At 72.1% G+C, this 23,358-nt stretch carries 21 protein-coding genes; 10 read left to right on the plus strand and 11 right to left on the minus strand.

Annotated elements, in window-relative coordinates; all coding sequences use genetic code 11:
• Positions 1-86: 86 nt before the first annotated feature.
• On the minus strand, positions 87-365 hold the full coding sequence (locus tag ACQKM2_RS34530) for a GlsB/YeaQ/YmgE family stress response membrane protein (RefSeq protein ID WP_427716884.1): 279 nt from the start codon (positions 363-365) through the stop codon (positions 87-89).
• Positions 366-544: 179 nt separating this feature from the next.
• Between ACQKM2_RS34530 and ACQKM2_RS34535 the strand changes: the two genes are divergently transcribed.
• Entirely contained in the window at positions 545-877 is a 333-nt protein-coding gene (locus ACQKM2_RS34535) for a DUF3099 domain-containing protein (protein ID WP_125819333.1), read from the plus strand.
• A gap of 138 nt (positions 878-1,015) precedes the next feature.
• Positions 1,016-1,252, plus strand: a complete 237-nt coding sequence (locus ACQKM2_RS34540) for a hypothetical protein (RefSeq protein ID WP_007263363.1) — start codon at positions 1,016-1,018, stop codon at positions 1,250-1,252.
• Between the two features lie 31 nt (positions 1,253-1,283).
• Here ACQKM2_RS34540 and moaA read toward each other — a convergent pair whose 3' ends face one another.
• The 3 genes from moaA to ACQKM2_RS34555 form a co-directional block, all read right to left on the minus strand.
• On the minus strand, positions 1,284-2,273 hold the full coding sequence (moaA, locus tag ACQKM2_RS34545; protein ID WP_427716886.1) for a GTP 3',8-cyclase MoaA: 990 nt from the start codon (positions 2,271-2,273) through the stop codon (positions 1,284-1,286).
• 165 nt (positions 2,274-2,438) lie between these two features.
• Entirely contained in the window at positions 2,439-4,076 is a 1,638-nt protein-coding gene (locus tag ACQKM2_RS34550) for a solute symporter family protein (protein ID WP_427716887.1), read from the minus strand.
• A complete protein-coding gene (locus tag ACQKM2_RS34555) occupies positions 4,073-4,438 on the minus strand; it encodes a DUF485 domain-containing protein (protein ID WP_427716889.1) in 366 nt (121 codons plus the stop codon). Before ACQKM2_RS34555 ends, ACQKM2_RS34550 begins: the two co-directional genes overlap by 4 nt.
• A 257-nt stretch (positions 4,439-4,695) precedes the next feature.
• Between ACQKM2_RS34555 and ACQKM2_RS34560 the strand changes: the two genes are divergently transcribed.
• Positions 4,696-6,240, plus strand: a complete 1,545-nt coding sequence (locus ACQKM2_RS34560) for a S8 family peptidase (RefSeq protein ID WP_427716891.1) — start codon at positions 4,696-4,698, stop codon at positions 6,238-6,240.
• Between the two features lie 85 nt (positions 6,241-6,325).
• Here ACQKM2_RS34560 and ACQKM2_RS34565 read toward each other — a convergent pair whose 3' ends face one another.
• From ACQKM2_RS34565 to ACQKM2_RS34575, 3 genes are read right to left on the minus strand one after another with little or no spacing between them, the layout of a single operon-like run.
• On the minus strand, positions 6,326-7,369 hold the full coding sequence (locus ACQKM2_RS34565; protein ID WP_427716892.1) for a zinc-dependent alcohol dehydrogenase family protein: 1,044 nt from the start codon (positions 7,367-7,369) through the stop codon (positions 6,326-6,328).
• Between the two features lie 28 nt (positions 7,370-7,397).
• Complete coding sequence (locus tag ACQKM2_RS34570; protein WP_427716893.1) at positions 7,398-8,087, minus strand: lysoplasmalogenase; 690 nt, start codon at positions 8,085-8,087, stop codon at positions 7,398-7,400.
• Positions 8,084-8,986 carry a sterol desaturase family protein gene (locus ACQKM2_RS34575; protein ID WP_427716894.1) on the minus strand — a complete coding sequence of 301 codons (903 nt, stop codon included), beginning with the start codon at positions 8,984-8,986 and terminating at the stop codon, positions 8,084-8,086. Before ACQKM2_RS34575 ends, ACQKM2_RS34570 begins: the two co-directional genes overlap by 4 nt.
• A 111-nt stretch (positions 8,987-9,097) precedes the next feature.
• On the opposite strand from ACQKM2_RS34575, the gene ACQKM2_RS34580 reads away from it, so the two are divergent.
• A complete protein-coding gene (locus ACQKM2_RS34580; RefSeq protein ID WP_427716895.1) occupies positions 9,098-12,211 on the plus strand; it encodes an NACHT domain-containing protein in 3,114 nt (1,037 codons plus the stop codon).
• Between the two features lie 25 nt (positions 12,212-12,236).
• Here the strand turns inward: ACQKM2_RS34580 and ACQKM2_RS34585 are convergent, their stop codons facing one another.
• Genes ACQKM2_RS34585 through ACQKM2_RS34600 form a run of 4 tightly spaced genes read right to left on the minus strand, consistent with a single transcriptional unit; the run spans position 12,237 to position 16,446 of the window.
• Positions 12,237-13,463, minus strand: a complete 1,227-nt coding sequence (locus tag ACQKM2_RS34585) for an amidohydrolase family protein (RefSeq protein WP_427716896.1) — start codon at positions 13,461-13,463, stop codon at positions 12,237-12,239.
• Positions 13,460-14,752, minus strand: a complete 1,293-nt coding sequence (locus tag ACQKM2_RS34590; RefSeq protein ID WP_427716898.1) for an amidohydrolase family protein — start codon at positions 14,750-14,752, stop codon at positions 13,460-13,462. The genes ACQKM2_RS34585 and ACQKM2_RS34590 overlap by 4 nt, the downstream gene beginning before the upstream one ends.
• Positions 14,753-14,762: 10 nt before the next feature.
• Positions 14,763-15,647 (minus strand): SDR family NAD(P)-dependent oxidoreductase, encoded by an 885-nt coding sequence (locus ACQKM2_RS34595; protein WP_427716899.1) that lies wholly within the window; start codon positions 15,645-15,647, stop codon positions 14,763-14,765.
• A gap of 1 nt (position 15,648) precedes the next feature.
• Positions 15,649-16,446 (minus strand): acetoacetate decarboxylase family protein, encoded by a 798-nt coding sequence (locus ACQKM2_RS34600; protein ID WP_125818894.1) that lies wholly within the window; start codon positions 16,444-16,446, stop codon positions 15,649-15,651.
• A gap of 139 nt (positions 16,447-16,585) precedes the next feature.
• Here ACQKM2_RS34600 and ACQKM2_RS34605 point away from each other — a divergent pair, with 139 nt between their 5' ends.
• From ACQKM2_RS34605 to ACQKM2_RS34630, 6 genes are all read left to right on the plus strand, one after another.
• Positions 16,586-17,212 (plus strand): TetR/AcrR family transcriptional regulator, encoded by a 627-nt coding sequence (locus ACQKM2_RS34605; RefSeq protein WP_427716901.1) that lies wholly within the window; start codon positions 16,586-16,588, stop codon positions 17,210-17,212.
• Positions 17,213-17,359: 147 nt separating this feature from the next.
• Complete coding sequence (locus ACQKM2_RS34610; RefSeq protein ID WP_427716902.1) at positions 17,360-20,020, plus strand: MXAN_6230/SCO0854 family RING domain-containing protein; 2,661 nt, start codon at positions 17,360-17,362, stop codon at positions 20,018-20,020.
• A gap of 74 nt (positions 20,021-20,094) precedes the next feature.
• On the plus strand, positions 20,095-21,081 hold the full coding sequence (locus ACQKM2_RS34615) for a DEDDh family exonuclease (protein ID WP_427716903.1): 987 nt from the start codon (positions 20,095-20,097) through the stop codon (positions 21,079-21,081).
• An 86-nt stretch (positions 21,082-21,167) separates the two neighbouring features.
• On the plus strand, positions 21,168-21,401 hold the full coding sequence (locus ACQKM2_RS34620; RefSeq protein WP_125595359.1) for a hypothetical protein: 234 nt from the start codon (positions 21,168-21,170) through the stop codon (positions 21,399-21,401).
• A 117-nt stretch (positions 21,402-21,518) separates the two neighbouring features.
• Complete coding sequence (locus tag ACQKM2_RS34625) at positions 21,519-22,313, plus strand: SURF1 family protein (protein ID WP_427716905.1); 795 nt, start codon at positions 21,519-21,521, stop codon at positions 22,311-22,313.
• 10 nt (positions 22,314-22,323) lie between these two features.
• Complete coding sequence (locus tag ACQKM2_RS34630; RefSeq protein ID WP_427716906.1) at positions 22,324-23,079, plus strand: SDR family oxidoreductase; 756 nt, start codon at positions 22,324-22,326, stop codon at positions 23,077-23,079.
• Positions 23,080-23,358: the final 279 nt, after the last annotated feature.

The following is a 23,358-nucleotide window of genomic DNA, read 5'->3' on the forward strand; positions in this document are numbered from 1 at the left end:
GGTGGAGGACCCGGGGGCCTGCGGCCTCCGCAACACGAGGGTGGGGCCGGCGCGGAATTCCGCGCCGGCCCCTTCGTCGTTCCCCGTCAGGCCGTATGGCGTTTGCGGCCCCGCATGGACATGTAGATCATGTCGCCGAGGCCGACGATGACCACGGCTCCCACGAGTTGCAGCAGGTGCCGGGTCCAGTCGATGCCCCTGGTGTCCTCGACGCCGATCCAGCGCGAGACGGCGTTGCCGAGGATGGCGCCGACGATGCCGAAGAGGGTGGTGAGCCACAGGGGCTGGTGTTGCTTGCCCGGCAGGATGGCCCGGGCTATGAGGCCCAGCACGAAACCGACGATGATCGCCCACAACCATTGCATGTCGAGCCTCCTCGTGGCGCGTTGTGCGCATGTGGGCCCAGTTTCGACCCATCCGGCGTACAACGCATTTCGGACACTCCCGTTCGGGGTACACCCCCTCTCCTCGTCCCGGCGCGCGCGGCGTACCGTGGAGTGGTCCGGACCGGGGAGTGTCCGGCGGGCGGATCGGGCGGTGGAGCATGCAGCGGACGAAGCGGAACGGACCCGAGGTCTTCCGGATCACGGGTGCCCGGATGGGCCTCGCCGAGGACGTACGGGGGCGCCAGCGCAGATACGTCATCTCGATGGGGATCCGGACCCTGTCGGTGGTCGCCACGGTGGTCCTGTGGAACGTGGAGCGCCATGTGGCCATGGTGACGCTGGCCGCGGGCCTGCTGCTGCCGTACATCGCCGTCGTCATCGCCAACGCGGGGCGCGAGTCGACGCCCAATCTGCCGTCGAACTTCATCCCCGCCCCTGTGCGCCCGGCACTGGACGCGGGAAACCTCAATAAAAGCTCAGATCAATCATGAAGTTCCGGTGCACCGCACCGGGTCGTGCGTGACATACTGCCTACGCGCTCCGCATCCCCCGTCGGAGCGACGGACCGACGCCGGGCAGCTCCCCCCGTGGCTGCCCGGCGTCGCCCTTCCGTTTGTAGGGTTGGGGCCGTGACTTCTCCCGAAACCCCCACCTGCTCCGCCAAGGGCTGCCGCGACGCGGCCGTCTGGGTCCTGGCGTGGAACAACCCGAAACTGCACACGCCCGAGCGGCGCAAGACCTGGCTGGCGTGCGCGGAACACCGCGAACACCTCTCCCAGTTCCTGGGGGTCCGCGGTTTCCTCAAGGACGTCGTGAAGCTGGACGAGTGGGTCCAGCCCGAGGGCTCCGAGCGCGAGCGCCCGTAACCGGGGCCCGGCCCGGGCGCCGCCCGGGGTGTCAGCCGCCGATCGCCGACATGGGGCGGTCGGGCTGCAGGAAGGACGGGTCGTCGAGCCCGGACCCGGCCTTCTTGCCCCACATCGCCACCTTCCACAGGCGGGCGATCTCCTCGTCCGGGGCGCCGGAGCGCAGCGCGGAGCGCAGGTCCGACTCCTCGGTGGCGAACAGGCACGTACGGACCTGGCCGTCGGCCGTGAGCCGGGTGCGGTCGCAGGCTCCGCAGAACGGGCGGGTGACGGAGGCGATGACGCCGACGGTGGCCGGGCCGCCGTCGACCACCCAGCGCTCGGCCGGGGCCGAGCCGCGCTCCTCGGCGCCTTCCTCCGTGAGGGTGAAGCGGGTGCGCAGGGACTCCAGGATGTCCCCGGCGGTGATCATGCCGTCGCGCTTCCAGCCGTGCTGGGCGTCCAGGGGCATCTGCTCGATGAAGCGGAGTTCGTACTCGTTCTCCACGGCCCAGGCGAGCAGGTCGGGCGCCTCGTCGTCGTTGAGTCCCGGCATCAGGACGGCGTTGACCTTGACGGGGGTCAGGCCGGCCTCGCGGGCGGCGGCCATGCCGTCGATCACGTCGTGGTGGCGGTCGCGGCGGGTGAGGGTCTTGAAGACCTCGGGCCGCAGGGTGTCGAGTGAAACGTTCACCCTGTCCAGGCCGGCGGCCTTGAGGGCCTGGGCGGTGCGCTTGAGGCCGATGCCGTTGGTGGTCAGCGACATCTTGGGGCGGGGCTCCAGGGCCGCGCACTGCTCCACGATGCCGACCAGGCCGGGCCGCAGCAGCGGCTCGCCGCCGGTGAAGCGGACCTCGGTGATGCCGAGGCTGGTCACGGCGATGCGGATCAGCCGGACGATCTCGTCGTCACTGAGCAGATCGGACTTTCCCAGCCACTGCAGGCCCTCCTCGGGCATGCAGTAGGTACACCGCAGGTTGCACCGGTCGGTGAGTGAGACGCGCAGGTCAGTGGCCACGCGGCCGTACGTGTCGAGAAGCACTGTGGGCCCCCTCCCCTGTCCGGATCTAGAGGTTTCTTCAGTTCGAGCGTACGCGACCCGCGTGTCGTGGAGGGATGCCCGAATGAACGATACGTAACGCGGCCGCGTCGTATGGAAGTACGACGCGGCCACGCACGGTGTTCGTACGGTTTCGGGGAGCCGCTGTCAGTGGGCCCCGGTGCCGGTGAGGGAGCGCACCTCCAGCTCGGCGAACTTCTGCGGATCGGCCTCTTCCTTGGACAGGACCGTTCCCAGCCACCCCAGGAGGAAGCCGAGGGGGATGGAGATGATCCCCGGGTTCTCCAGCGGGAACCAGTAGAAGTCGGCGTCCTTGAACATCGAGGTGGGCTTGCCGGAGACGACGGGCGAGAAGAGGACGAGCCCGACCGCCGAGATCAGCCCTCCGTAGATCGACCACAGCGCGCCCCGGGTGGTGAAGCGCTTCCAGAAGAGGCTGTAGAGGATCGTCGGGAGGTTCGCGGAGGCGGCGACCGCGAAGGCGAGGGCGACCAGGCCGGCCACGTTCATGTCGCGGGCGAGGGCCCCGAGGAAGATCGCGACGGCGCCGATGACCACGGTGGACCAGCGGGCGGCGCGCACCTCCTCCTTCTCGGTGGCCTGTCCCTTGCGGATGACGTTCACGTAGATGTCGTGCGCGAAGGAAGAGGAGGAGGCCAGGGTCAGGCCCGCGACCACGGCGAGGATGGTGGCGAAGGCCACCGCGGAGATCACCGCGAGCAGGACGGCGCCGCCGGTGGAGTCGGGGCCGCCGCCGATCTCCTGGGCGAGGAGCGGTGCGGCGGTGTTGCCGGCCTTGTTGGAGGCCAGGATGTCGGCCCGCTTGAGCAGGGCCGCGGCGCCGAAGCCCAGGGCGATGGTCATCAGGTAGAAGGCGCCGATGATGCCGATGGCCCAGTTGACGGACTTGCGGGCGGCCTTGGCCGTGGGGACGGTGTAGAAGCGGATCAGGATGTGCGGCAGGCCGGCGGTGCCGAGGACCAGGGCGAGGCCGAGGGAGATGAAGTCGAGCTTGGTGAGCCCGTCCTTGCCGTACTTGAGCCCGGGCTCCAGGAACTTGGTGCCCTGGCCGCTGTTCTCCGCGGCCTGGCCCAGCAGGGCGGAGATGTTGAAGTCGAACTTCAGCAGCACCAGGAAGGTGATCAGCAGGGCGCCCGCGATGAGCAGGACGGCCTTGACCATCTGGACCCAGGTGGTGCCCTTCATGCCGCCGATGGTGACGTAGACGATCATCAGCAGGCCGACCAGGGCGACGACGGCGACCTTGCCGCCGTCGCTGGTGATGCCGAGGAGCAGCGAGACGAGCACGCCGGCGCCGGCCATCTGGGCGAGCAGGTAGAAGATCGAGACCACGATGGTGGAGGTGCCGGCGGCGGTGCGGACGGGCCGCTGGCGCATCCGGTAGGCGAGGACGTCGCCCATCGTGTAGCGGCCGGAGTTGCGCAGCGGCTCGGCGACCAGCAGCAGGGCCACCAGCCAGGCGACGAGGAAGCCGATGGAGTAGAGGAAGCCGTCGTAGCCGAAGAGGGCGATGGCTCCGGCGATGCCGAGGAAGGACGCGGCGGACATGTAGTCGCCGGAGATGGCGAGGCCGTTCTGGAACCCGGTGAACTGGCGGCCGCCGGCGTAGAAGTCGGCGGCGTCCTTGGTCTGGCGGCCGGCCCAGACGGTGATGATCAGGGTGGCGACGACGAACAGCCCGAAGAGGGTGATGATCAGCGGGCGGTGCTCGCTCGCCCCGGCCGCGGCCGTCAGCGCGGGGACGGTGCTCGTGCTCGGTGTCATGCTCCGGCCTCCATGCGCTTCTTGATGGCCTCGGCCTTGGGGTCGAGCTCGGCGGCGGCGTGCCGCGAGTAGAGCCAGGCGATCAGGAAGGTCGTCAGGAACTGGGCGACGCCGAGGACCAGGGCGACGTTGATGTTGCCGAAGAGCTTGGTCCCCATGAAGCCGCCCGCGTAGCTGGACAGCAGGACGTAGAGCAGGTACCAGGCGATGAAGGCCACGGTGAGCGGGAAGGCGAAGGACCGGTAGGAGCCGCGCAGTTCGGCGAATTCGGGGCTCTGCTGGACGCGCGTGAACTCTTCGGCCGACGGGAGTGCCGGGGCCGGTCCCGCGCCGGCCGGCGGCGGCGCTGCTTCGGTGGTCACGGGGGGTTCTCCTTGTGACGCGGGTGCGGTGGGGACGACGGACAAAACAACCTCCGTGTGGGGGGACGGTGGTGCTGATCCCCCCTGTCAACGGCACGGCCGGCGTGTCGGGACGGTTCAACACCCGCTGATTCTTTGAGAACTTCTTTCTCGAACTGATGGCGCAAACAGGAACGTCAGCGCTAGGTTCGCGTGTCATGAACCCGTCCGACGCGACCGCGTGCGGACGGCTTTTTCACGGATGATGTGGAGATCCCATGGCTCATCTGGGACACGGCCGCCGGCGAGCCCTCGCCGTACCGGTCGGCCTGGCGCTCACTGCCTCGCTCGCCTTCCTGCCCTCGGTGGCCGCCTCGGCCGCCCCGCTGGGCAACACGGCGGACTCGGTGACGGCCGCGAAGCCCGCCGCCACCGGCCCGAAGCTGTCCTACGTGGCGAACCTGAACGTGTACGCCACGGCGACGGCGGCGAAGAAGGCCATCGAGCGGGCCGGCGGGACGGTCGTGGTGACCCACGAGCAGATCGGGGTCATCGTCGCGCACTCCGAGAACCCGGACTTCGCCAAGCAGCTGCGGGCGCAGCGCGGCCTCTTCGCGTCGGTCGGCGCCACCCGTACGACCGCACTGAAGGCGGTGCAGACCACCGAGGAGGGCACGACCCAGACGCTGAGCGCGGCCGACGCCGCGAAGGCGGCGGCGCAGGCCGAGCCGGGCCAGGAGCCCCTGGAGTCCAACCAGTGGGACCTGCGGGCTATCAAGGCCGACGCGGCGCACAAGATCAACGATGGCAGCCCCGACGTCACCGTGGGCGTCATCGACACGGGTGTCGACGACACTCACCCCGACTTGGCCCCCAACTTCTCCAAGGAGCAGTCGGCCAACTGTGTCGGCGGTGTCGCCGACACCACCGACGGGGCGTGGCGCCCGTACCCCAACGGCAGTGACCACGGCACCCACGTCGCCGGCACCATAGCCGCCGCCCGCAACGGGATCGGCGTCAGCGGTGTCGCGCCGGGCGCGAAGGTCGCCGGCATCAAGGTGAGCGAGCCCGGGACCAGCCTCTTCTACACCGAGGCGGTCGTCTGCGGCTTCATGTTCGCCGCCGAGAAGGGGATCGAGGTGACCAACAACAGCTACTACGTCGACCCGTGGAACTACACCTGCAAGAACGACGACGACCAGAAGGCGCTGGTGGAGGCCCTCACCCGGGCCACCAAGTACGCCGAGCGCAAGGGCGTCCTCAGCGTCGCCTCGGCCGGCAACTCCAACCACGACCTGGCGGCGGACTCGATCGAGGACACCACCAGCCCGAACGACAGCACTCCGGTGCCGCGCACCATCGACCCGAAGGTCTGCCTGGACCTGCCCACCCAGCTGCCGGGTGTGGTCACGGTGAGCGCGACGGGCGACAAGGGCTTCAAGTCGTACTACTCCAGCTACGGCCTGGGTGTCGTCGACGTCGCGGCCCCCGGCGGCGACAAGTGGCAGGTCCCGGCCACGCCGGACGCCAACGGCCGCGTGCTGTCGACCGTCCCCGGCGGCGGCTACGGCTACAAGCAGGGCACCTCGATGGCCGGCCCGCACGTCGCGGGCGTCGCGGCGCTGCTCAAGAGCGCCCACCCGACGGCCACGCCCTCGCAGCTCCAGGCCATGCTGAAGGCCCAGGCCACGAAGGTCGCCTGCCCGGAGAAGATCTACGACGCCACCGGCAACCTGGTCAACGCCACCACCTGCACCGCCAAGTGGGGCCAGACGGCGTACTACGGCTCCGGCGTGGTGGACGCGCTGAAGGCCGTCCAGTAGCGGGAACGGCCGTACCGCACGCGTGAACGCGCGAGGGCCGGGCGGGGTGCTCCCCCGCCCGGCCCTCGCGCGTGCGCCGCCCGGGTCAGGGCTTGATCAGGACCTTCAGCGCGCTGCGGTCGTCCATCGCGCGGTAGCCGTCCGGGACCTCGTCCAGGGAGACGGCCCGGTCGAAGACGGGGGCCGGGTCGATCGCGCCGCTCAGCACGTCCTCCAGCAGCTCGGGGATGTAGGCCCGGACCGGGGCCACGCCGCCGCGCAGGGTGATGTTGCGGTCGAACATCACGCCGAGGTCGAGGCCGGTGCCGCTGCCGTGCGGGACGCCGACGTAGCCGATGGCGCCGCCGTCGCGGGTGATGTTCACGGCGGTCCGCATGGACTGCTCGGTGCCGACCGCCTCGATGACGGCGTGCGCGCCCTGGCCGCCGGTCAGCTCGCGGACGGCGGCCTCGGCGGCCTCCCCGCGCTCGGCGACCACGTCGGTGGCCCCGAAGAGCTTGGCGATGTCCGTACGGGCGCTGTGCCGGCCGAGCGCGATGATCCGCTCGGCGCCGAGCCGCTTGGCCGCGAGGACGCCGCACAGGCCGACCGCGCCGTCGCCGACGACGGCGACGGTGGAGCCCGCGCGGACGCCCGCGCCCAGGGCGGCGTGGTGGCCGGTGCCCATGACGTCGGACAGCGCGAGCAGACCGGTCAGCAGGTGGTCGTCGGAGGCCGCCGCGGCGGGCAGCTTCACCAGGGTGCCGTCGGCGTGCGGGACCCGGACGGCCTCGCCCTGGCCGCCGTCGAAGCCGACCGAGCCCCAGAAGCCGCCGTGCACGCAGGAGGTGTACAGGCCCTCGGAGCAGTAGTCGCAGGTGCCGTCGGACCACATGAAGGGGGCGACGACCAGGTCCCCGGCCTTCAGGCCGGAGACGGCGGAGCCGGTCTCCTCGACGACGCCGAGGAACTCGTGCCCGATCCGCTGGCCGGGCCGGCGCGCGGCCTCGCCGCGGTAGGCCCACAGGTCGCTGCCGCAGATGCAGGCGCGCAGGACGCGGACGACGGCGTCCTCGGGGCGCTGGATCGCAGCGTCGGGCACCTCCTCCACGCGGATGTCGTGCGGGGCGTGGATGACGGTGGCGCGCATGGTGGTGCAGCCCTCCGGATCAAGTAGTTCAGTCTTGTATGACTTCCCTACCGTACGCCTGCTCGCGCGTGATCGCGCCCGCGGCCAGCAGGTACTGGGCCGCGAGGTAGGTGGCCATGATCCAGAAGTCGGGGCGCGGCAGCTGCGGCCACTCGGCGACCCCGGTCGCGATGAGGGTGTCGGAGAGCAGGAACAGCGCCCCGCCGGCGCCCGCGGCGCGCCCGAGGGCGCTGGAGCGGTAGGCCATGGCGGTGAGCAGCAGGCTGTACCCGGCGACGGGGATCCGCAGGTCCGCCGGCAGGTCGGGCCACAGCAGCGCGACGGTCCCGACGAGGGCGAGGGCGTACGCGCCCCCGAGCGCGGGGCTCGTCCGTCCCCGCCCGAAGAGCGCGAGGTAGCAGACGTGCCCGAGGGCGAAGGAGCCCATGCCGACGAGGAAGGCGGGCTCGGCGTCGAAGAGCAGCGCGAGGTCCCCGCCCCAGCCGAAGAGCAGGGCGGCGACCAGCAGCCGGGGGGCGCCGCGCGTGATCACGTACGCCACCAGCAGCGGCATCAGCAGCGGCTTGGCGAGGACGTGCCCGAGGTGCCAGCCGGCCAGCAGCGAGCAGAGGTCGGCGGCGGCGGCCGCGGCGAAGCCGGCGAGCAGCACGCGCCCGGCCCGCCCGGCGGCCGCGGGCCGCAGCGCCCAGGAGGGCGTACGGGTCCCCGCGGCGCTCACGCGGCGCGCTCCGGCGCCGTCGCGGCGGGGGCGGCGGGGGCCGCGGCCTGCGCTGCTTCGGGGCGCTTGGCGGCGGGCTGCCAGCCCGGCCCCCGGAACACCCGCCCGGCGCGCTCGCGCCAGCTGTCGGCGGCGCGCACGTCGCGGGCGATGGCGGCGTACTCGTGGGTGGCGACGCGCAGCGGGTTGTGGGTGCCGATGTTCTTGGTCAGCCCGTAGACGGGCCGCTCCGTCTCCCCCACCCAGGATCCGAACATCCGGTCCCAGACGATCAGGATCCCGCCGAAGTTGCGGTCCAGGTAGCCGCCCTGGGAGGCGTGGTGGACGCGGTGGTGGGAGGGGGTGTTGAAGACGTACTCGTAGGGCCGCGGGAGCTTGCCGATCCGCTCGGTGTGCACCCAGAACTGGTAGAGCAGGTTGATGCCGTAGCAGAAGGGGATCGCCGCCGGGTGCACGCCGAGGGCGACCATCGGCAGGTAGAACCACCAGGTGGTCGCGCTGGTCCAGGGCTGGCGCAGGGCGGTGGTGAGGTTGAACCTGCGGCTGCTGTGGTGGACGACGTGGCAGGCCCACAGGATGCGGATGACGTGGTGGAGCCGGTGCTGCCAGTAGTAGAGGAAGTCCTGGACGAGCAGCATCAGCAGGGCGGTCCACCACAGGAACGGCACCCGCAGCGGGGTCAGTTCGTAGACGGCGGTGAAGACCGCGACGACCGGGATCTTCCAGAGCAGGTCGAAGCCGATGCTGCCGATCCCCATGGTGACGCTGGTGACCGCGTCCTTGGTGTCGTAGCCGGCGGCGTCCTCGTCGGGATGGAGCCGGTAGCTGACCACCTCGATGACGGTGAGCAGCACGAAGGCGGGTATGGACCACAGCACGACATCGGGCAGGTTCGGCATGACCGCACCTTAGAGCTCCTCCGGGGCCGCCGCCAGAGGTTGTTACCGATCGGTATCCGACGAAGTTACCGGCGGTACCCGGGATACTGGCGACCGGATCGGGGAGGGTGTGTGACGGGGTTCGAGACGGTTCTCTTACGGGTGGCGGGCACAGCGGCGGGGGCTCTGCTGAAACCCCTCCTGGCACGGGCCCCGGGAGCGGGCCTAACGGCTGACCCGGCCGCCCCGGTGCCACGCTGGCGCAGGTCGCCGCCGGAACTCGGGCCCCCGGAGATCCGCCGCCTGTCCGAGACCTTGGCGACCCGCCTACGTGAGGCCTGCGCGGAGCTGCCGGAAAACGAACGCCGCGCAGCGCTGGACGCGGTGGGTGACGCCTTCGCCGCGCTCGGCCCCGGCTCCATCAACGTGAGCACCCTATTGGCCGCGGACATGGACCCCGCGACCCTGTCGACAGCCCTGCCTCCTCCGCCCGCTGGCCTGTCCGAGTCTGCCGAGGCCTTCTACCGGCGGCTGGTAACCCTGTGCTGCGAGCACGCGATGGAGCATGCCACGGCTCTGCCCGGGTTCGGTGCGCGGGCGGACGTAGAACTCGTCCGGCGAACCGGAGACCTAAACCGCCGCCTGGGGCGGCTCCATGCCCGTACGGACGGGGCCGCGCACGCCTTCGAGGAACGGTATGCCCAGTACATCGCCCGGACGCACGGCCGCCTTCAGCTCTTCGGCCTGACACTCGACCGCTCCCGACAGGAGTGGCCGCTTGATGTGGCCTACATCAGCCTCGCGGTGACCGGCGAGGCATCAGCCCTCGACGGGGTCGACCCCCACCGAATTTCGACTGACGTGAAGCAGGCCCTACGGGGCGGCACCCGCTTCCTACTGCGCGGCCCGGCAGGGTCTGGCAAAAGCACGCTAATCCAATGGCTGGCCCTCAACGCCGCCCGACGCAGCTACGGCCCGGAACTCGACGAGTTCAACCTGTGCGTGCCCTTCGTCCTGCGGCTGCGTTCCCTCATCAGGTCCCAGGAAGCACCTCCGATGCCAGAGGACTTCCTGCGAGCCGCAGGCGTACCCCTGCACGGGGAGGCGCCCACAGGGTGGACTTCGGCTGTCATGCGCAGTGGGAGGGCACTCGTTCTCATCGACGGCGTGGACGAGGTGCCCCAGCACCTGCGCAACCAGACAGAGGCGTGGCTCTGGGCGCTACTCGCGGCATACCCGGAGGCCCGGTACGTGGTGACGACCCGGCCGTCGGCAGTACCGGAGGACTGGTTGTCGGGCCACGGCTTTTCACGGACGGCTCTCCTGCCGATGGAGCGCCGCGACACACAGACGTTCGTCACCCACTGGCACGATGCGGCACGCTCGGAATGCCGGTCCGGCGAGGAGCGGGCCCATCTCGACCGGTATGAACACTCCCTCCGGCAGGCCGTGAGCTCACGCCGTGACCTCGAACGACTGGCCACCAATCCATTGATGTGCGCTCTTCTGTGCGCGCTCAACCGAGACCGCCACATGCACCTTCCACGCGCACGGAAGGAGCTGTACGACGCCGCGCTCGACATGCTCCTCGTCCGCCGCGACACCGAGCGTGAGATCACCGGGGTCGAAGGCGTATACCTGTCACGCGATGAACAAACGCTGCTACTCCAGAAGCTCGCCTACTGGCTGATCCGCAACGAACACCTGGAAGCGGACCGCGACGAGGCCGTGGCCATGATCGACGAGTGCCTCGACGCCATGCCTCAGGTGCGCGCCCAGGGCAGCAGCGCCCAGCAGGTCTTCAACCACCTGCTGATCCGCAGCGGTCTGCTGATCGAGCCCGTACCCGGTTCGGTGCAGTTCGTACACCGGACCTTCCAGGACTACCTCGGCGCCAAGGCCGCGGTGGAAGCCCGTGACTTCGGCGTTCTGGTGCGCCACGCGCACGAGGATGCCTGGGACGATGTGGTCCGCATGGCCGTGGGCCATGCGCGCCCGGACGAACGCTCCCGCCTGTTGCGCCAGTTGCTCCGTCGCGCCGAGAAGGTCAAGAGCTACCGAAACCGCTTGGTGCTGCTGGCTGCGGCATGCCTGGAGCACGCACCAGAGCTGGACCCCGAGGTGCTGAGTGAAGTGCAGGCACGGACCGCGGACCTGCTGCCTCCACGCGGGCCGGATCAGGCGGAGGAATTGGCCGAGGCTGGCGAGATGGTGTTGGAACTCTTACCGGATCCGGACGGCCTGAGCGAGGAAGCAGCCGCGGCCAGCGTCCGGACGGCTGCCCTTGTGGGCGGCGACCGGGCCCTTCAGACGATCGCCCGGTTCGGGCAGGACCATCGGTACGAGGTGGGGCACGAGCTTTCGGAGGCCTGGGGGCGCTTCGACACAACCGTCTACGCGGAGGCCGTACTGGCCGGCACCAGCCTGGGCATGGCACACCTGCACATCCGCACTCCGGAGCAGTTGGCCGCGTACGCAGGACTTCCACACATCCGCCGAGTGCACCTCAGCTGGTCCGGTCCCATCCCGTCGGTGATCAGCGAACGACGGGATTTGGAGTGGTTGGTGCTCCAGGGCAATGCGGAGCTACGGGATCTCTCCGCGCTGACAGGGCACCACTCACTGCGTCACCTCGGCATGTTCGACTGCCCGAAGCTTCACGACATCGAGCCGATCGAGCAGTTGTCCGTGAACAGTCTCGCCGTCGGGTACGTTCCGGACGGCCTGTCCCTGGCCCCGCTCCGCGGGGTTCCCGGGCTCAGCTCCCTGGTCATCGGCTTCCGCCCGAAGGAGTGGCGCCTAGCCGACATCCCAGCTGCAGAGGGGTTGACCAAGCTGACCTTGTGGCAGGGGGCCCGGAGCATTTCGCTCGACGGAATCGAGCGCTGGCGCTCGCTGACGTCCCTCACTATTGCCGGGGACGCTCAGTACGCGCAATTCGTGGAACGTCGGCCGCTCGTCGGGCTGACCTCGCTGCAGATCCGGTTCACTGCGCCGGTCGATCTCGCCCATCTGCTTCCTTATCAACAGCTGGATGAACTGATGCTGTTGCGTTGCGGATTCGGGAGCAGCCTGGAGCCTCTGCGGGAGCTGCCCGGCCTCACTCGTCTGCGCCTCGCCGAGGCTGCCGAGGTAGTGGACCTGGCGCCCTTGGCAAGGATGGATTCCCTGCGACTGGAGCTCGACCGACGGACCGCTTTCACCGGGGTCGAACGGATCCCGCCGGAGCGGATCGCGTACTTCTGACGCACCGCCCGGCGGGACCCGTGCGTCACCAGACGCGGACCGACGCCCCCCGGGCGAAGGCCGGGCTGGTGGCCTCCGGGGGGATGTGGGTCAGGGGCTCGGCGATCTCCGAGACCAGCGGGCCGTGCTTCGCCGCGAGCGCGTCCAGCAGGGTCCGGTCGAAGCCGTACACGCGGGCCGCGTTGCCGCCGACCATCGCCGCGACCTCCTCCCGGGGCAGGCCCGCGTACGCGATCCGCAGGCCTTCGCGGGAGAAGGGGGTGGTGCCCTCGTCGTGGGGGAAGTCGCTGCCCCACATGATCTTGTCCAGGCCGATCCGCTCCCGCAGCGGGACCTCGTGAGGGCGCATGAAGCTGGCGCCCACGAAGCAGTTGTCCCGCCAGACCTCGCTCGGGCCCCTGCCCATCGAGTCGGCGAGACCCGCCCCGAACTTGGACTCCGCCGTGGACGAGGCCGCGACCAGGCGGCCGTGGTAGTAGTCCAGCATCTCCAGCACGCCCGGGATCCAGCCGGAGCCCTGCTCCGTCAGGACCAGCTTGAGGTCCGGGTGGCGGCGGAAGGCACCGCCGAAGATCAGGTGCCACAGGGCGCGGTGCGAGAACCAGGTGGTCTCCACCATGAAGACGGCCCGCCCGGCCGGTTCGTCACCGAGCGGCGGCGACGCCGAACCGCCGTGGTGGTTGACCGGGACGTCCAGCTCCGCGCACACCGCCCAGATCGGGTCGTACGCGGCCGAGTACAGCTCGGGGACGGGTGAGCCGGGCGGGACGCCGGGGAGGAGGATGCCGCCGGTCAGGCCCGCCTCGCGGGCGCGGCGGATCTCCGCCACCGCCGCGTCCACGTCGTTGAGGAGGATCTGCGCGACGCCCGCCCGCCGCCCCGGGGCGTCCGCGCAGAAGTCGGCCAGCCACCGGTTGTGCGCCTGGAGGCCGGCCCACCTCAGCTCGTACTCCTCGGCCGTCGGCGGCTGGGCCATCAGCGAGGCCTTGGGGAAGAACGGCGGGATGGTGTTCGGGAAGACGACTTCGGCGACGATGCCGTCCGCTTCGAGTTCGGCGAGGCGCCGGGCCGAGTTCCAGTTGAGGTCGGCCGAGTCGGCGAGGAGGTCCTCGTACGGGTTGACGTACGTGGCGGCCCAGGCGTCGAAGGCCTCGTGGTGGCGCTTGGCCAGGTACGGCCTGTAGTCGAGCAGGTCGGCGCCCGCGTGGCAGTCCGCCGAGATGACGGTGTAGCGGTCCTCGGTCCCCGTCATGACGAAACCCCCAGGACCGGGAAGTCGTTGTCCGTGAGCCAGTGCCGGCCCACCTCGCGGGAGCGGGCCCAGGAGGCCTCCACCGCCGCCTGGTCGGGGCTCTGGCCCAGCTCGGCCGGGGTGGGGCCGATGCGGCGGGCGATCGGGGCGAGTGCCTGCGTGTCGAAGCCGAAGACCTCGGCGGCGGCCAGGCCGAGCATCCGGCGGGTCTCGGAGACCGGGATGTCGTGGAAGGTGTTCCTCAGCCAGTTGCGGGTGTCGGGCCAGGTGCCCTCGGGGTGCGGGAAGTCCGAGCCCCACAGGATGTTGTCCACGCCGATCTCGTAGCGCTGGGCCAGTTCCCGGCGCTTGGTGTTGGTCGCGCAGACGAACACCTGCCGGTCCAGGTACTCGCTCGGCGGGCGCTTCAGCTCCGAGAAGGGCGAGAGCTTCTTGCCGCCGTGGGCGCCGAGGTAGAGGCGGTCCATGAACCACAGCAGGTTCGGCAGCCACCAGCAGCCCGACTCGGCCACGCCGAACTTCAGGCCGGGGTGGCGTTCGAAGACCCCGGACCAGAGCAGGAACCACAGCGGGCGGGCCGGCCACCAGGTGACCTCGGACACGTAGATGCCCAGGTGGTCGCCGTACTCCTGGCGGGGCGCGGCCCCGGAGTGGGTGACGATCGGCATCGCCGTCTCGGCGGCGGCCGCCCACACGGGGTCGTAGCGGCGGTCGTGGTAGGGCTCCCGGTCCACCCACATGGAGGGGATCATCAGGGCGCCGAGGCCGGACTCCTTGGCCCGGTGGATCTCCGCGACCACCTTGGCCGGCTCGCCGGTGATGGGCAGCAGGGCGACACCGCAGTGCCGCTCCGGATTGCGCCCGACGAACTCGGCCAGCCAGCGGTTGTGGGCCTGCGCGCCCGCCATGCCGAGCTCGGGGTCCTGGTCGCCGGACAGGCCCAGGCCCACGCCGAAGGGGGCGGCGGTCTGGCTGTCGACGGCGTCCGCGTCGGGGAAGACGACCTCGGCGGCCACCCCGTCGCCGTCGAGTTCCTTGAGCCGCTGGGTGCTGTCCCAGCCGCCCTTGAGGCCTTCCTCGTGGTCGTGGAACCACTTCTCGGCGAAGGCCTCGTTGCGCACGCCGAGCCGGGTCGCCTCCTCGCGGCGGGCGTCGCGCTGGCCGAGGAACTCGTCGAACTGCGGGTGGAAGCGGGAGTCGAGGTAGGGGCGGTACTGCTCGGTGGGCAGCCCCGCGTGGCAGTCGGAGGAGATGATCAGGTACGGGTCTTCGTACGTCTCGTCAGGCACGGCGGTCCCCTCAGTCGAGGATGAAGCTCTCCAGGTAGGCGGGGTTGGCGCGGTCGAGCATGGACTGCGACCGGGCGCGGATCTGGCGGTCGCTGTGCTCGCTCGCCGGCAGCATCCAGAAGCGGTCGGCGCGGATGCCGTCGACGACGTGCCCGGCGACCTCCTCGACCGGGGTGAAGCGCACCTCGTGCCCGGCCTGCTTCATCGCGGCCTCGTACTGGTCGAGGCTGCGGTACGGGGACCTGCGCGGCCGCTCCTTCGCGAAGCGCTCGGGCCGGTTGCGGTGGGACTCCCACAGGCCGGTGCGCAGCATGTGCGGTCCGGGGAAGAGGACGGAGGCGCCGACGGAGGCGCCCTCGGCCTTCAGGTGGGCGTAGAGGGACTCGGTCATGGTGACCACGGCCGCCTTGGTGACGGCGTACACGGAGGCGGTGGGCAGGGGGGCGATGCCGCCGTCGCCGGAGGAGGTGTTGACGACGTGGCCGGGGGCGCCGGAGGCGATCATGCGGGGGACGAAGGCCTGGATGCCGTGGAAGACGCCCCAGACGTTGACGGAGAAGGCCCACTTCCAGTCGTTGGGCTCGTGTTCCCACATGCGGCCCTCGGCGCCGGAGCCGACGCCCGCGTTGTTGCACAGGACGTGGACGGCGCCGAAGGTCTCGTAGGCGGCGTCGGCGAGGGAGGTCACGGAGTCGCGTTCGCTGACGTCGACGAGCCGGGCGAGGACCTCGGCGCCGTCGGCGGCGAGTTCGTCGGCGGCCTTGCGCAGGGCGGCCTCCTCCACGTCGGCGAGGACGACCTTGAGCCCCTCGGCGGCGAAGCGGCGGGCCATGGCGAGGCCGATGCCGCTCGCGGCACCGGTGACGACGGCTACCTGTCCGGGTTCGAGCCTCATGTCACACGCTCCCCTCGGGCGGGCCGTCGAGGATCTGGAGGGGGTCGTCGTAGCGCTGGTGGAGGTACGGGAGCAGGGCCTGGGCGCTGACCCGTTCGACGACCCGGCCCTTCTGGTCGGTGGTCTTCTCGCCGATGGTGAGTTCCACGAGGCGGCGTACGGGGAGGTCGGCGACGGGGTCGTACATCGACTCGCGCAGGACGACGTCACCGGTGAGGTGCTCCAGTTTGCGGACCTTCTCGTTGCGCGTGCAGTGCACGAGGACGGGGTCGCCGTCCAGGCCGGAGCCGTCGACCGCCGGGAGGAACTTGAAGTAGAAGTCGGTCTTCACCGTCGGCTCGGGCAGCGGCAGCTCGCGGTCCACGGCGCCGCGCACCTCGACGAAGGCGATCCCGTGCCGGGCGAGGGCGGCCCGTACGACGAGTCCCTCGCGCTCGACGGTGACCTCGCCCAGCTTCTTCGGCTCCCCGAACACCTCGCGGCCGCCGGTCAGGGCGCGCTCGTGGGTCATCGGCATGACGAGCGGGTACCAGCCCTCGACCCCGCCGTGCCGGGCGGCGACGGCCACCGAGCCGGCGCCGAGGGGGTAGCCGGGCAGGTCGACCTTGCTGATGTTGGCCCGTACGAGGGGCCGTTCGGCGGGCTTGAGCGGCGGCGGCAGGACCGCCGCCACCACGTCGGGGTCGGTCTCCCAGACGGCCACCACGCCGGTGGACCAGATGTCGGGGAGTTTGGCGCTCTTCTCGCGCGACGCCGCGATCTCGGCCTCGGTCCGCGCTCCGTACCGTATGCGTGCCATGTCTCGCACCACCCTTCCGAGGGTCCCCCCGGCGGGGGCCGGGGGTGGTTCTGTAACACAGTTACACCGCTGCCGATGAAGGGTAAAGACCCCTGCACGGACCGGAACTGACGTGGCGACAGATTGGCGGACCCGGGCCATGGCGAGAGACGCGCTGACCCGCGAGGAGGTGCTGGAGGCCGCCGCGGCCCTGGTCAGGCGGCACGGTCCGGCGGGCCTGACCATGCGGGGGCTCGCCGCCGAGCTGGGCACGGCGGTGACCTCGATCTACTGGCACGTCGGCAACCGCGAGCGGCTGCTCGACGCCCTCGTGGAGCGGACCGTCCAGGAGATGGGCGCCGTCCGGCCCGCCGGCCGTACCCCGGCCGAGCGGATCGTCTCGGTGGCGCGGACCCTGCGGCGCGAGATCCGGGCGCGCCCGCACCTGATCGCGATGGTCCACGAGCGCGGGCTCACCGAGCGGATGTTCCTGCCCGCGCAGCGGGCGCTGGTCGACGAGGTGCACGCCGCCGGGCTGCGCGGGGCGCGGGCCGCCGACGCCGTGCGCGCCGTGCAGTTCCAGATCGTCGGCTTCCTGCTCGTCGAGCGCAACCGCGAGCGCTCCCCCGCCCAGTCGCCGGGCGAGGGCGAGCTGTGGGACCCGGAGACGGCGCCGGACGACCCGGCGCTCGCCCGCGCCCTGGCCCGGCCGGCGGACCCGGAGCGGCTGTTCCTGCTGTCGGTGCGGGCGCTGGCGAGCGCACTGCTCACCGAGCCCGGAAGATAATCGGATTGCCCCGGTGCGCGGGCCCGTGATCAGATCGGTCCCGCGGGGGCGGCTCCCCGGCGCGCATCCTTCTCACTCCTTTACCAAGAATCCCGCGCGCCCACTCTCCGCCCCCGCTTCGTCGTTCCCGGAGGGGGAGTTCCACCCGTGTCTGCCATCGATTCCGTCCTGCTGCGCCGGCTCGGGACCGTCTACGTCGACCAGCCCGAGGCCGCCGCGTCGCCCGGCCGCGAAGGAGTGCGGCCGCTGGAGGGCGAGCTGCTGGAGCGCGGCCACGCCCTCGCCCCGGAGCTGCACGCCGCGCTCTCGGAGCTCGCGCCGACCGACCTCGCCGAGGAGCGGCTGCGGCTGCTCGCCCTGGTCGACGAGCTGATGGGCGCCGACCGGGTGCACGAGCCGCTCTTCCGCCGCTTCCCCTTCTCCGTCCCGCACGACACCGAGCGCTGGTACGTCGGCCGCGTCCTCGCCCTGCTGCTCCAGGAACCCGAGCAGCCCTGCGTGCTGTGCGGGGAGACCGGCACGGTGCACCCCGTCGCGCCCTGCGCCCACCTGGTGTGCCGCGGCTGCTGGGACGGCGCCGACTACACCGGCTGCCCCGTCTGCAACCGCCGCGTCGACCCCGCCGACCCCTTCCTGCGGCCGGAGCGCGAGGAGTCCGGCCGCTCCGCCGCCCGCACGGCCGCGGACCTCCCGGCTGCCGGCCTCCGGGCCGCGGACCTCCCGGCTGCGGACCTCCCGGCCGGGCCGCTGCGGCTGCTGCGGCTCGGCACCGACCGGGCGGCCGACTGCGCCCGCGTCGTCGGCGCGCTGCTGGCCCGGCAGACCCCGCTCTCCCCCGACGACCGCGCCGACCTGGACCTCCTGCTGCCCGCCGCCCCGGCGGGCCTCGGCTGGCTCCCCGAGGACATCCCGGTGCGCGAGACCAAGGCGCAGGTCCTCGGCGCACTGCTGCTCGACCGGCGGACCGCCGACGCGGTACGGCCGCTGCTCGCCGCCCGGCTGACCACCGCCACCGACGTGCTGCGGCTGCTCGCCGTGCTGTCCGGCGGGGACCCGGGCCTGTATCCGCTCCCGCGGTTCGCGAACCCCGGACGGCCGCTGCGCCGGGAACTCCTCGCGGTGCTCGACTCGTTCACCCCGCAGTACCTGGTCGAGGACCTGCTGCGGCACCCCACCGCCTGGAAGCGGGCCGCCGAGCCGCTCCACCCCTTCGAGCGGCACGCCCGGCACCCGCGCGCCGCGCTCGCCTTCGCCGTGCTGCGCGGCACCACCGCGTCCGCCGCCACCCCGCTCGGCGCGGCGCTGCGGGAGACCGCCGCCGCGCACCCGGACGCCGTCCGCGTGGACGGTGACCGGATGCGGCCGGCGACCTGGGCCGGCCGGCTGGAGCAGGCCCTCGCCGACGGGGACGCGGCGGCCGCCGCCGCGCTCGCCGGGGAGCGCCCGGGCGAGCTGGTGCGCCGCCTCGACCACCTGCTGCGCCTGCACCCGGGCTCGGACCTCCTGCCCGAGCTGGAGCGGGCGCTCGACCGGGGCCTGCCCAGGGTGGGCGCGGGCCCGCTGCTGTCCGCGCTCGGCGCGCTGCGCACCCGGGCCGAGGACCGTCTCGGCGGGCGCCGGGTGTTCTTCCCGCGCGGCCGGGTGGCGCGCGCCCAGGTGGCGTGGGAGGAGCGGGGCCCGCTGCCCGCGCCGCTCGTCGGGGCGGTCACGGCCCGGCTGGAGGCGGAGGTGCTCCGCCGGTTCGCCGCCGCCGGCGGGGAGGCGTACGACCTCGCGGTCCTGGACGCCGGGCTCGCGGACCTCACGGTGCCCTTCGGCGAGCGCAACGCCGCCCGGGCGCTGGTCGCCGTGGGGCGGGGCAGTACGCAGGGGCTGCCGGAGGGCGAGGTGCTGCGGCTGTTCCTGCACTGGACGGAACCGGCGGGCAACCGCACCGACCTGGACCTGTCCGTCGCGTTCTTCGACGCCGACTGGAAGTACACGGGGCTGTGCGACTACACCCGGCTGCGGTACGGGCCGGGCGGGGCCGCCGTGCACTCGGGCGACCTCACCTCGGCGCCCGCCCCCGAGGGCGCCACCGAGTACGTGGACCTGGACCTGGCGGCCCTCGCCGGGCACGGGGACGCGTACGCGGTCCCGGTCGTCTTCAGCTACAACAACGTCCCCTTCGACGAACTGCCGGACGCCTTCGCGGGCTTCATGGCCCTGCCCGCGGACGGCCCGCGCGGATCCTCGTACGACCCGCGGACCGTGCGCCAGCGCTTCGACCTGGCGGGCGGGTCCCGGGTCTGCATGCCGATGGCCGTCGACCTGCCCGCCCGCCGGGCCCTGTGGACGGACGTCCACCTGCCGCCGTCGGAGGGCTTCCAGAGCGTCGACTCGCACGGGGATCGGCTGGCGTCCGTGGCGCGGGACGTGTGGGAGCACTTCGGTTCCGGGACCCGCACCACCCTGTGGGACCTCGCGGTGTGGCGGGCCGCGGCCCGTTCCCGCGAGGTGGCCGTCATCCGGTCCGGGGAACTGTGGAAGTACCGGGCCGGGGAGCCGGAGACGGTGGCCGGATTCGCCTCCCGCGTCGCCGCGCTCGGCGAGCCCGAGGAGCGGCGCCCGGCCCCGGACGCGGGGGCGGCCGTCGCCGAAGAGAGCGCGGGCCGCAGGGTGTTCCTGGCCACGGTGCACGCCACCGCCGCCGGGGCGGGCGCCTCGGGGACGGCGTACCGGCTGTTCCCGGGGCCGGCCGAAGTGGCCGGATCCTTCGCCTCGGTGGGCGCTCCGGACCTGGTGGCGGAGCTGGCGGCGGGGCCCTGACCGGGCCGGAGGGCGGCCCGGGCCGAGGGGCATCGGGCCACGGGTGTCAGTCCGTGCCGATATCCTCTGTGACCATGCTCGACGACCGTACGACCGCAGAGGCCCAATGGCCGACCGCGTACCCCCAGGGGTACGCGGTCGTCGACGTGGAGACCACCGGGCTCGCTCGCGACGACCGGATAGTCTCGGCGGCCGTCTACCGGCTCGACGCCCAGGGCAACGTGGAGGACCACTGGTACACCCTGGTCAACCCGCGCCGGGACCCCGGACCCACCTGGATCCACGGCCTGACCAGTGCGATGCTCCAGGACGCCCCGCTCTTCGAGGACATCGCCGAGGAGTTCGCGGGCCGGCTCTCCGACCGGGTCCTCGTCGCGCACAACGCCATCTTCGACTGGCAGATGATCGCCCGGGAGTACGCGCGGGCCTCCGTGACCGCGCCCGTCCGGCAGCGGCTGTGCACGATCGCCCTGTCGAAGGAGCTGAACCTCCCGCTGCCCAACCACAAGCTGGAGTCCCTCGCCGCGCACTACGGCGTGGTCCAGCAGCGCGCCCACCACGCGCTCGACGACGCCAGGGTGCTGGCGGAGGCGTTCCGCCCGTCCCTGCACGCGGCCGCGCGGGACGGCGTACGGCTGCCCCTGCTGGAGTGCCGCCCGCTGACGGAGTGGTCGGACTCCCCCGCGACGCCGCGGGTCGGCTACCAGTCCTCGTACGGGAACGGCGGCAGCTGGCGGGCCTCGCGCAAGCGGCCCCCGTGCCCGTACCCGAACCCGGGTCGTTTCGAGGACGGCAAGCCGCTCAAGCAGGGCATGCGGATCGCCTTCTCCGGGGACACCTCCGTGGACCGGGAGCTGCTGGAGGACCGGGCGGTGGAGGCGGGCCTGCACATCGCGACGAGCGTGTCCCGGCTCACCAGCCTGCTCGTCACCAACGACCCCGACTCCTCGACCTCGAAGACGGTCAGGGCGAAGTCGCACGGCACCCCGATCGTGGACGAGGCGGCCTTCACCCAGCTGCTGCGTGACGTGGCGGCGGCCGGGGCCGCCGAGGAGAAGTAGCGGGCGTTGCTCCGGCCGGGTGCAGGCGCGGCGACTCACCCCGGTGGATCTTGTTCCGTCCGCCCGCCCCGCACAGCATGCGGCGCATGGCACGTTGCGAGGTCTGCGGAAACGACTACGGCATGTCCTTCGAGGTGCACGCGCAGGGCGCGGTGCACGTCTTCGACTGCTTCTCCTGCGCCATCCACCGCATGGCGCCCATCTGCGAGCACTGCCGGGTCCAGATCATCGGGCAGGGCGTCGAGGTCGAGGGCCAGTGGTACTGCGGCGGGCACTGCGCCCGCGCGGAGGGGAAGGTGGGCATCGTCGACCGCGTCTGACCGCCCACTCCGCTTCCCTTTCCCCGCTCCCCTCTCTGTTCCCCCTCCCCCCCTCCCCGGACCCCGGAAGGCCACCCGGCCGCCGGGGTCCTCGTCGCCCGGGGTACCGTCGTGGGCGTGTACCGCTTTGTGCTGACCCGGCAGTGGGTGTCCCTCACCCTCGTCGCCCTCGTCCTCATCCCCGTGATGATCAAGCTGGGGTTCTGGCAGTTCCACCGCCACGAGCACCGGGTCGCCCAGAACGAGCTGATCGCGAAGAACCTGTACGGGAAGCCGGTGCCGGTGACCGGGGTCACCTCGCCCGGCCACACCGTCCCGAGGGCCGACTACTGGCGTGCCGTCACCGCCACCGGCACGTACGACCCCGCGCACGAGGTCGTCGTACGGATGCGCACCTCGAACGACGACAAGGTCGGCTTCCACGTGGTGACGCCGCTGGTACTGGGCGACGGCCGGGTGGTCCTGGTCAACCGGGGCTGGGTGCCCGGCGGCGACGACCCGCGCGCCTACCCGCCGGTGCCGGCCGCGCCCTCGGGCGAGGTCACGGTGACCGGCCGGCTCAAGGCCGACGAGACCAGCGGCGGCAGCGGGATCAAGGACCGCAAGGGCCTGCCCGACCGCCAGGTGATGCTGATCAACAGCGGACAGCAGGCGGCCGCCCTGGGCAAGCCGGTGCTCGGCGGCTACCTCGAACTGACGGGCCCCGAGCCGGCCGGCGGCAGCCCCGAGATGGTGGCGGAGCCCGACCACGACTCGATCGGCGCGCACATGGCGTACGCGATCCAGTGGTGGCTCTTCGCATCGGCGGTGCCGGTGGGATGGCTGGTGCTGGTGCGGCGGGAGAAGCGCGACCGCGAGGAGGCGGCGGCCGCGGCGGCCAAGGCCGTGTCGCCGGAGCCCGCTTCGGCGTAGGTTGTCCCGCATGGATCTTGGACTGAAGGACCGCGTCTACGTCGTCACCGGTGCCACGCGGGGCCTCGGCTTCGCCTCCGCGCACGAGCTCACCGCCGACGGGGCGAAGGTCGTGCTGACGGGCAGGGACGAGAAGCGGGTGGCGGATGCCGCCGCCGAACTCGGCCCGAACGCGGTGGGCGTGGCCGCCGACAACTCCGACCCGGACGCGGCCGCACGGCTGGTGGCCACCGCACGGGAGCGCTTCGGCCGCTTCGACGGCATCCTCATCAGCGTCGGCGGCCCCCCGCCGGGCCTGGGGGCGGACAACACCGACGAGCAGTGGGCGGCGGCGTTCGACACCGTCTTCCTGGGCGCGGTCCGTCTCGCCCGGACGGCAGCGGCCGAACTGGGCGAGGGCGGGGTCATCGGCTTCGTGCTGTCGGGCTCTGTGCACGAGCCGATCCAGGGCCTGACCATCTCGAACGGCCTGCGGCCGGGGCTCGCGGGCTTCGCCAAGTCCCTGTCGGTGGACCTGGGGCCGCGGGGGATCCGCGTGGTCGGGCTGCTGCCGGCGCGGATCGACACGGACCGGGTGCGAGAGCTGGACGCGCTGTCCGGCGACTCGGACGCGGCCCGCGCGGGCAACGAGTCCCGCATCCCGCTGCGGCGCTACGGCACCCCGGAGGAGTTCGGCCGCACGGCGGCGTTCCTCCTGTCCCCGGCGGCGTCGTACCTCACGGGCGTGATGCTCCCGGTGGACGGCGGCTCCCGCCACGGCTTTTAGCCGCCCCTTTTTGACGCGCCGCTCGCGCGGCTCGGCCGCGGGCGGCCTCCCCGGCTTCGCGGCGCTGCGCCGGCCTCCGGCCGTCGGGTGCGGGGCGGGGCCGGTTCGGGTGGCTGGGGCCGGTGGGTCGGGTGCGGGTGGTTGGGCCGCTGCGCGGGGCGAGGTCCCCTACCCACCCTTCCTCCGTTCCCCGGGCGCTGCCCGGACCCGTCGCCTCAAACGCCGGCCAGGCTGCGGGGTCGACTCCCAGCAATCTGTCCGCCGCCGAACGGAGCAGCC

Origin of the sequence: Streptomyces sp. NPDC004126, from assembly GCF_050275515.1 — a bacterium.
Taxonomy (GTDB): Bacteria; Actinomycetota; Actinomycetes; order Streptomycetales; family Streptomycetaceae; genus Streptomyces.

Bases quoted from the DNA above. Each gene is read 5' to 3' on its own strand.
- ACQKM2_RS34600 (WP_125818894.1), bottom strand. From the start codon at position 16,446: ATGGCACGCATACGGTACGGAGCGCGGACCGAGGCCGAGATCGCGGCG.
- ACQKM2_RS34560 (WP_427716891.1), top strand. From the start codon at position 4,696: ATGGCTCATCTGGGACACGGCCGCCGGCGAGCCCTCGCCGTACCGGTC.
- ACQKM2_RS34620 (WP_125595359.1), top strand. From the start codon at position 21,168: ATGGCACGTTGCGAGGTCTGCGGAAACGACTACGGCATGTCCTTCGAG.
- ACQKM2_RS34615 (WP_427716903.1), top strand. From the start codon at position 20,095: ATGCTCGACGACCGTACGACCGCAGAGGCCCAATGGCCGACCGCGTAC.
- ACQKM2_RS34530 (WP_427716884.1), bottom strand. From the start codon at position 365: ATGCAATGGTTGTGGGCGATCATCGTCGGTTTCGTGCTGGGCCTCATA.
- ACQKM2_RS34605 (WP_427716901.1), top strand. From the start codon at position 16,586: ATGGCGAGAGACGCGCTGACCCGCGAGGAGGTGCTGGAGGCCGCCGCG.
- ACQKM2_RS34565 (WP_427716892.1), bottom strand. From the start codon at position 7,369: ATGCGCGCCACCGTCATCCACGCCCCGCACGACATCCGCGTGGAGGAG.
- ACQKM2_RS34585 (WP_427716896.1), bottom strand. From the start codon at position 13,463: ATGACGGGGACCGAGGACCGCTACACCGTCATCTCGGCGGACTGCCAC.
- ACQKM2_RS34550 (WP_427716887.1), bottom strand. From the start codon at position 4,076: ATGACACCGAGCACGAGCACCGTCCCCGCGCTGACGGCCGCGGCCGGG.
- ACQKM2_RS34575 (WP_427716894.1), bottom strand. From the start codon at position 8,986: ATGCCGAACCTGCCCGATGTCGTGCTGTGGTCCATACCCGCCTTCGTG.
- ACQKM2_RS34535 (WP_125819333.1), top strand. From the start codon at position 545: ATGCAGCGGACGAAGCGGAACGGACCCGAGGTCTTCCGGATCACGGGT.
- ACQKM2_RS34595 (WP_427716899.1), bottom strand. From the start codon at position 15,647: ATGAGGCTCGAACCCGGACAGGTAGCCGTCGTCACCGGTGCCGCGAGC.
- ACQKM2_RS34630 (WP_427716906.1), top strand. From the start codon at position 22,324: ATGGATCTTGGACTGAAGGACCGCGTCTACGTCGTCACCGGTGCCACG.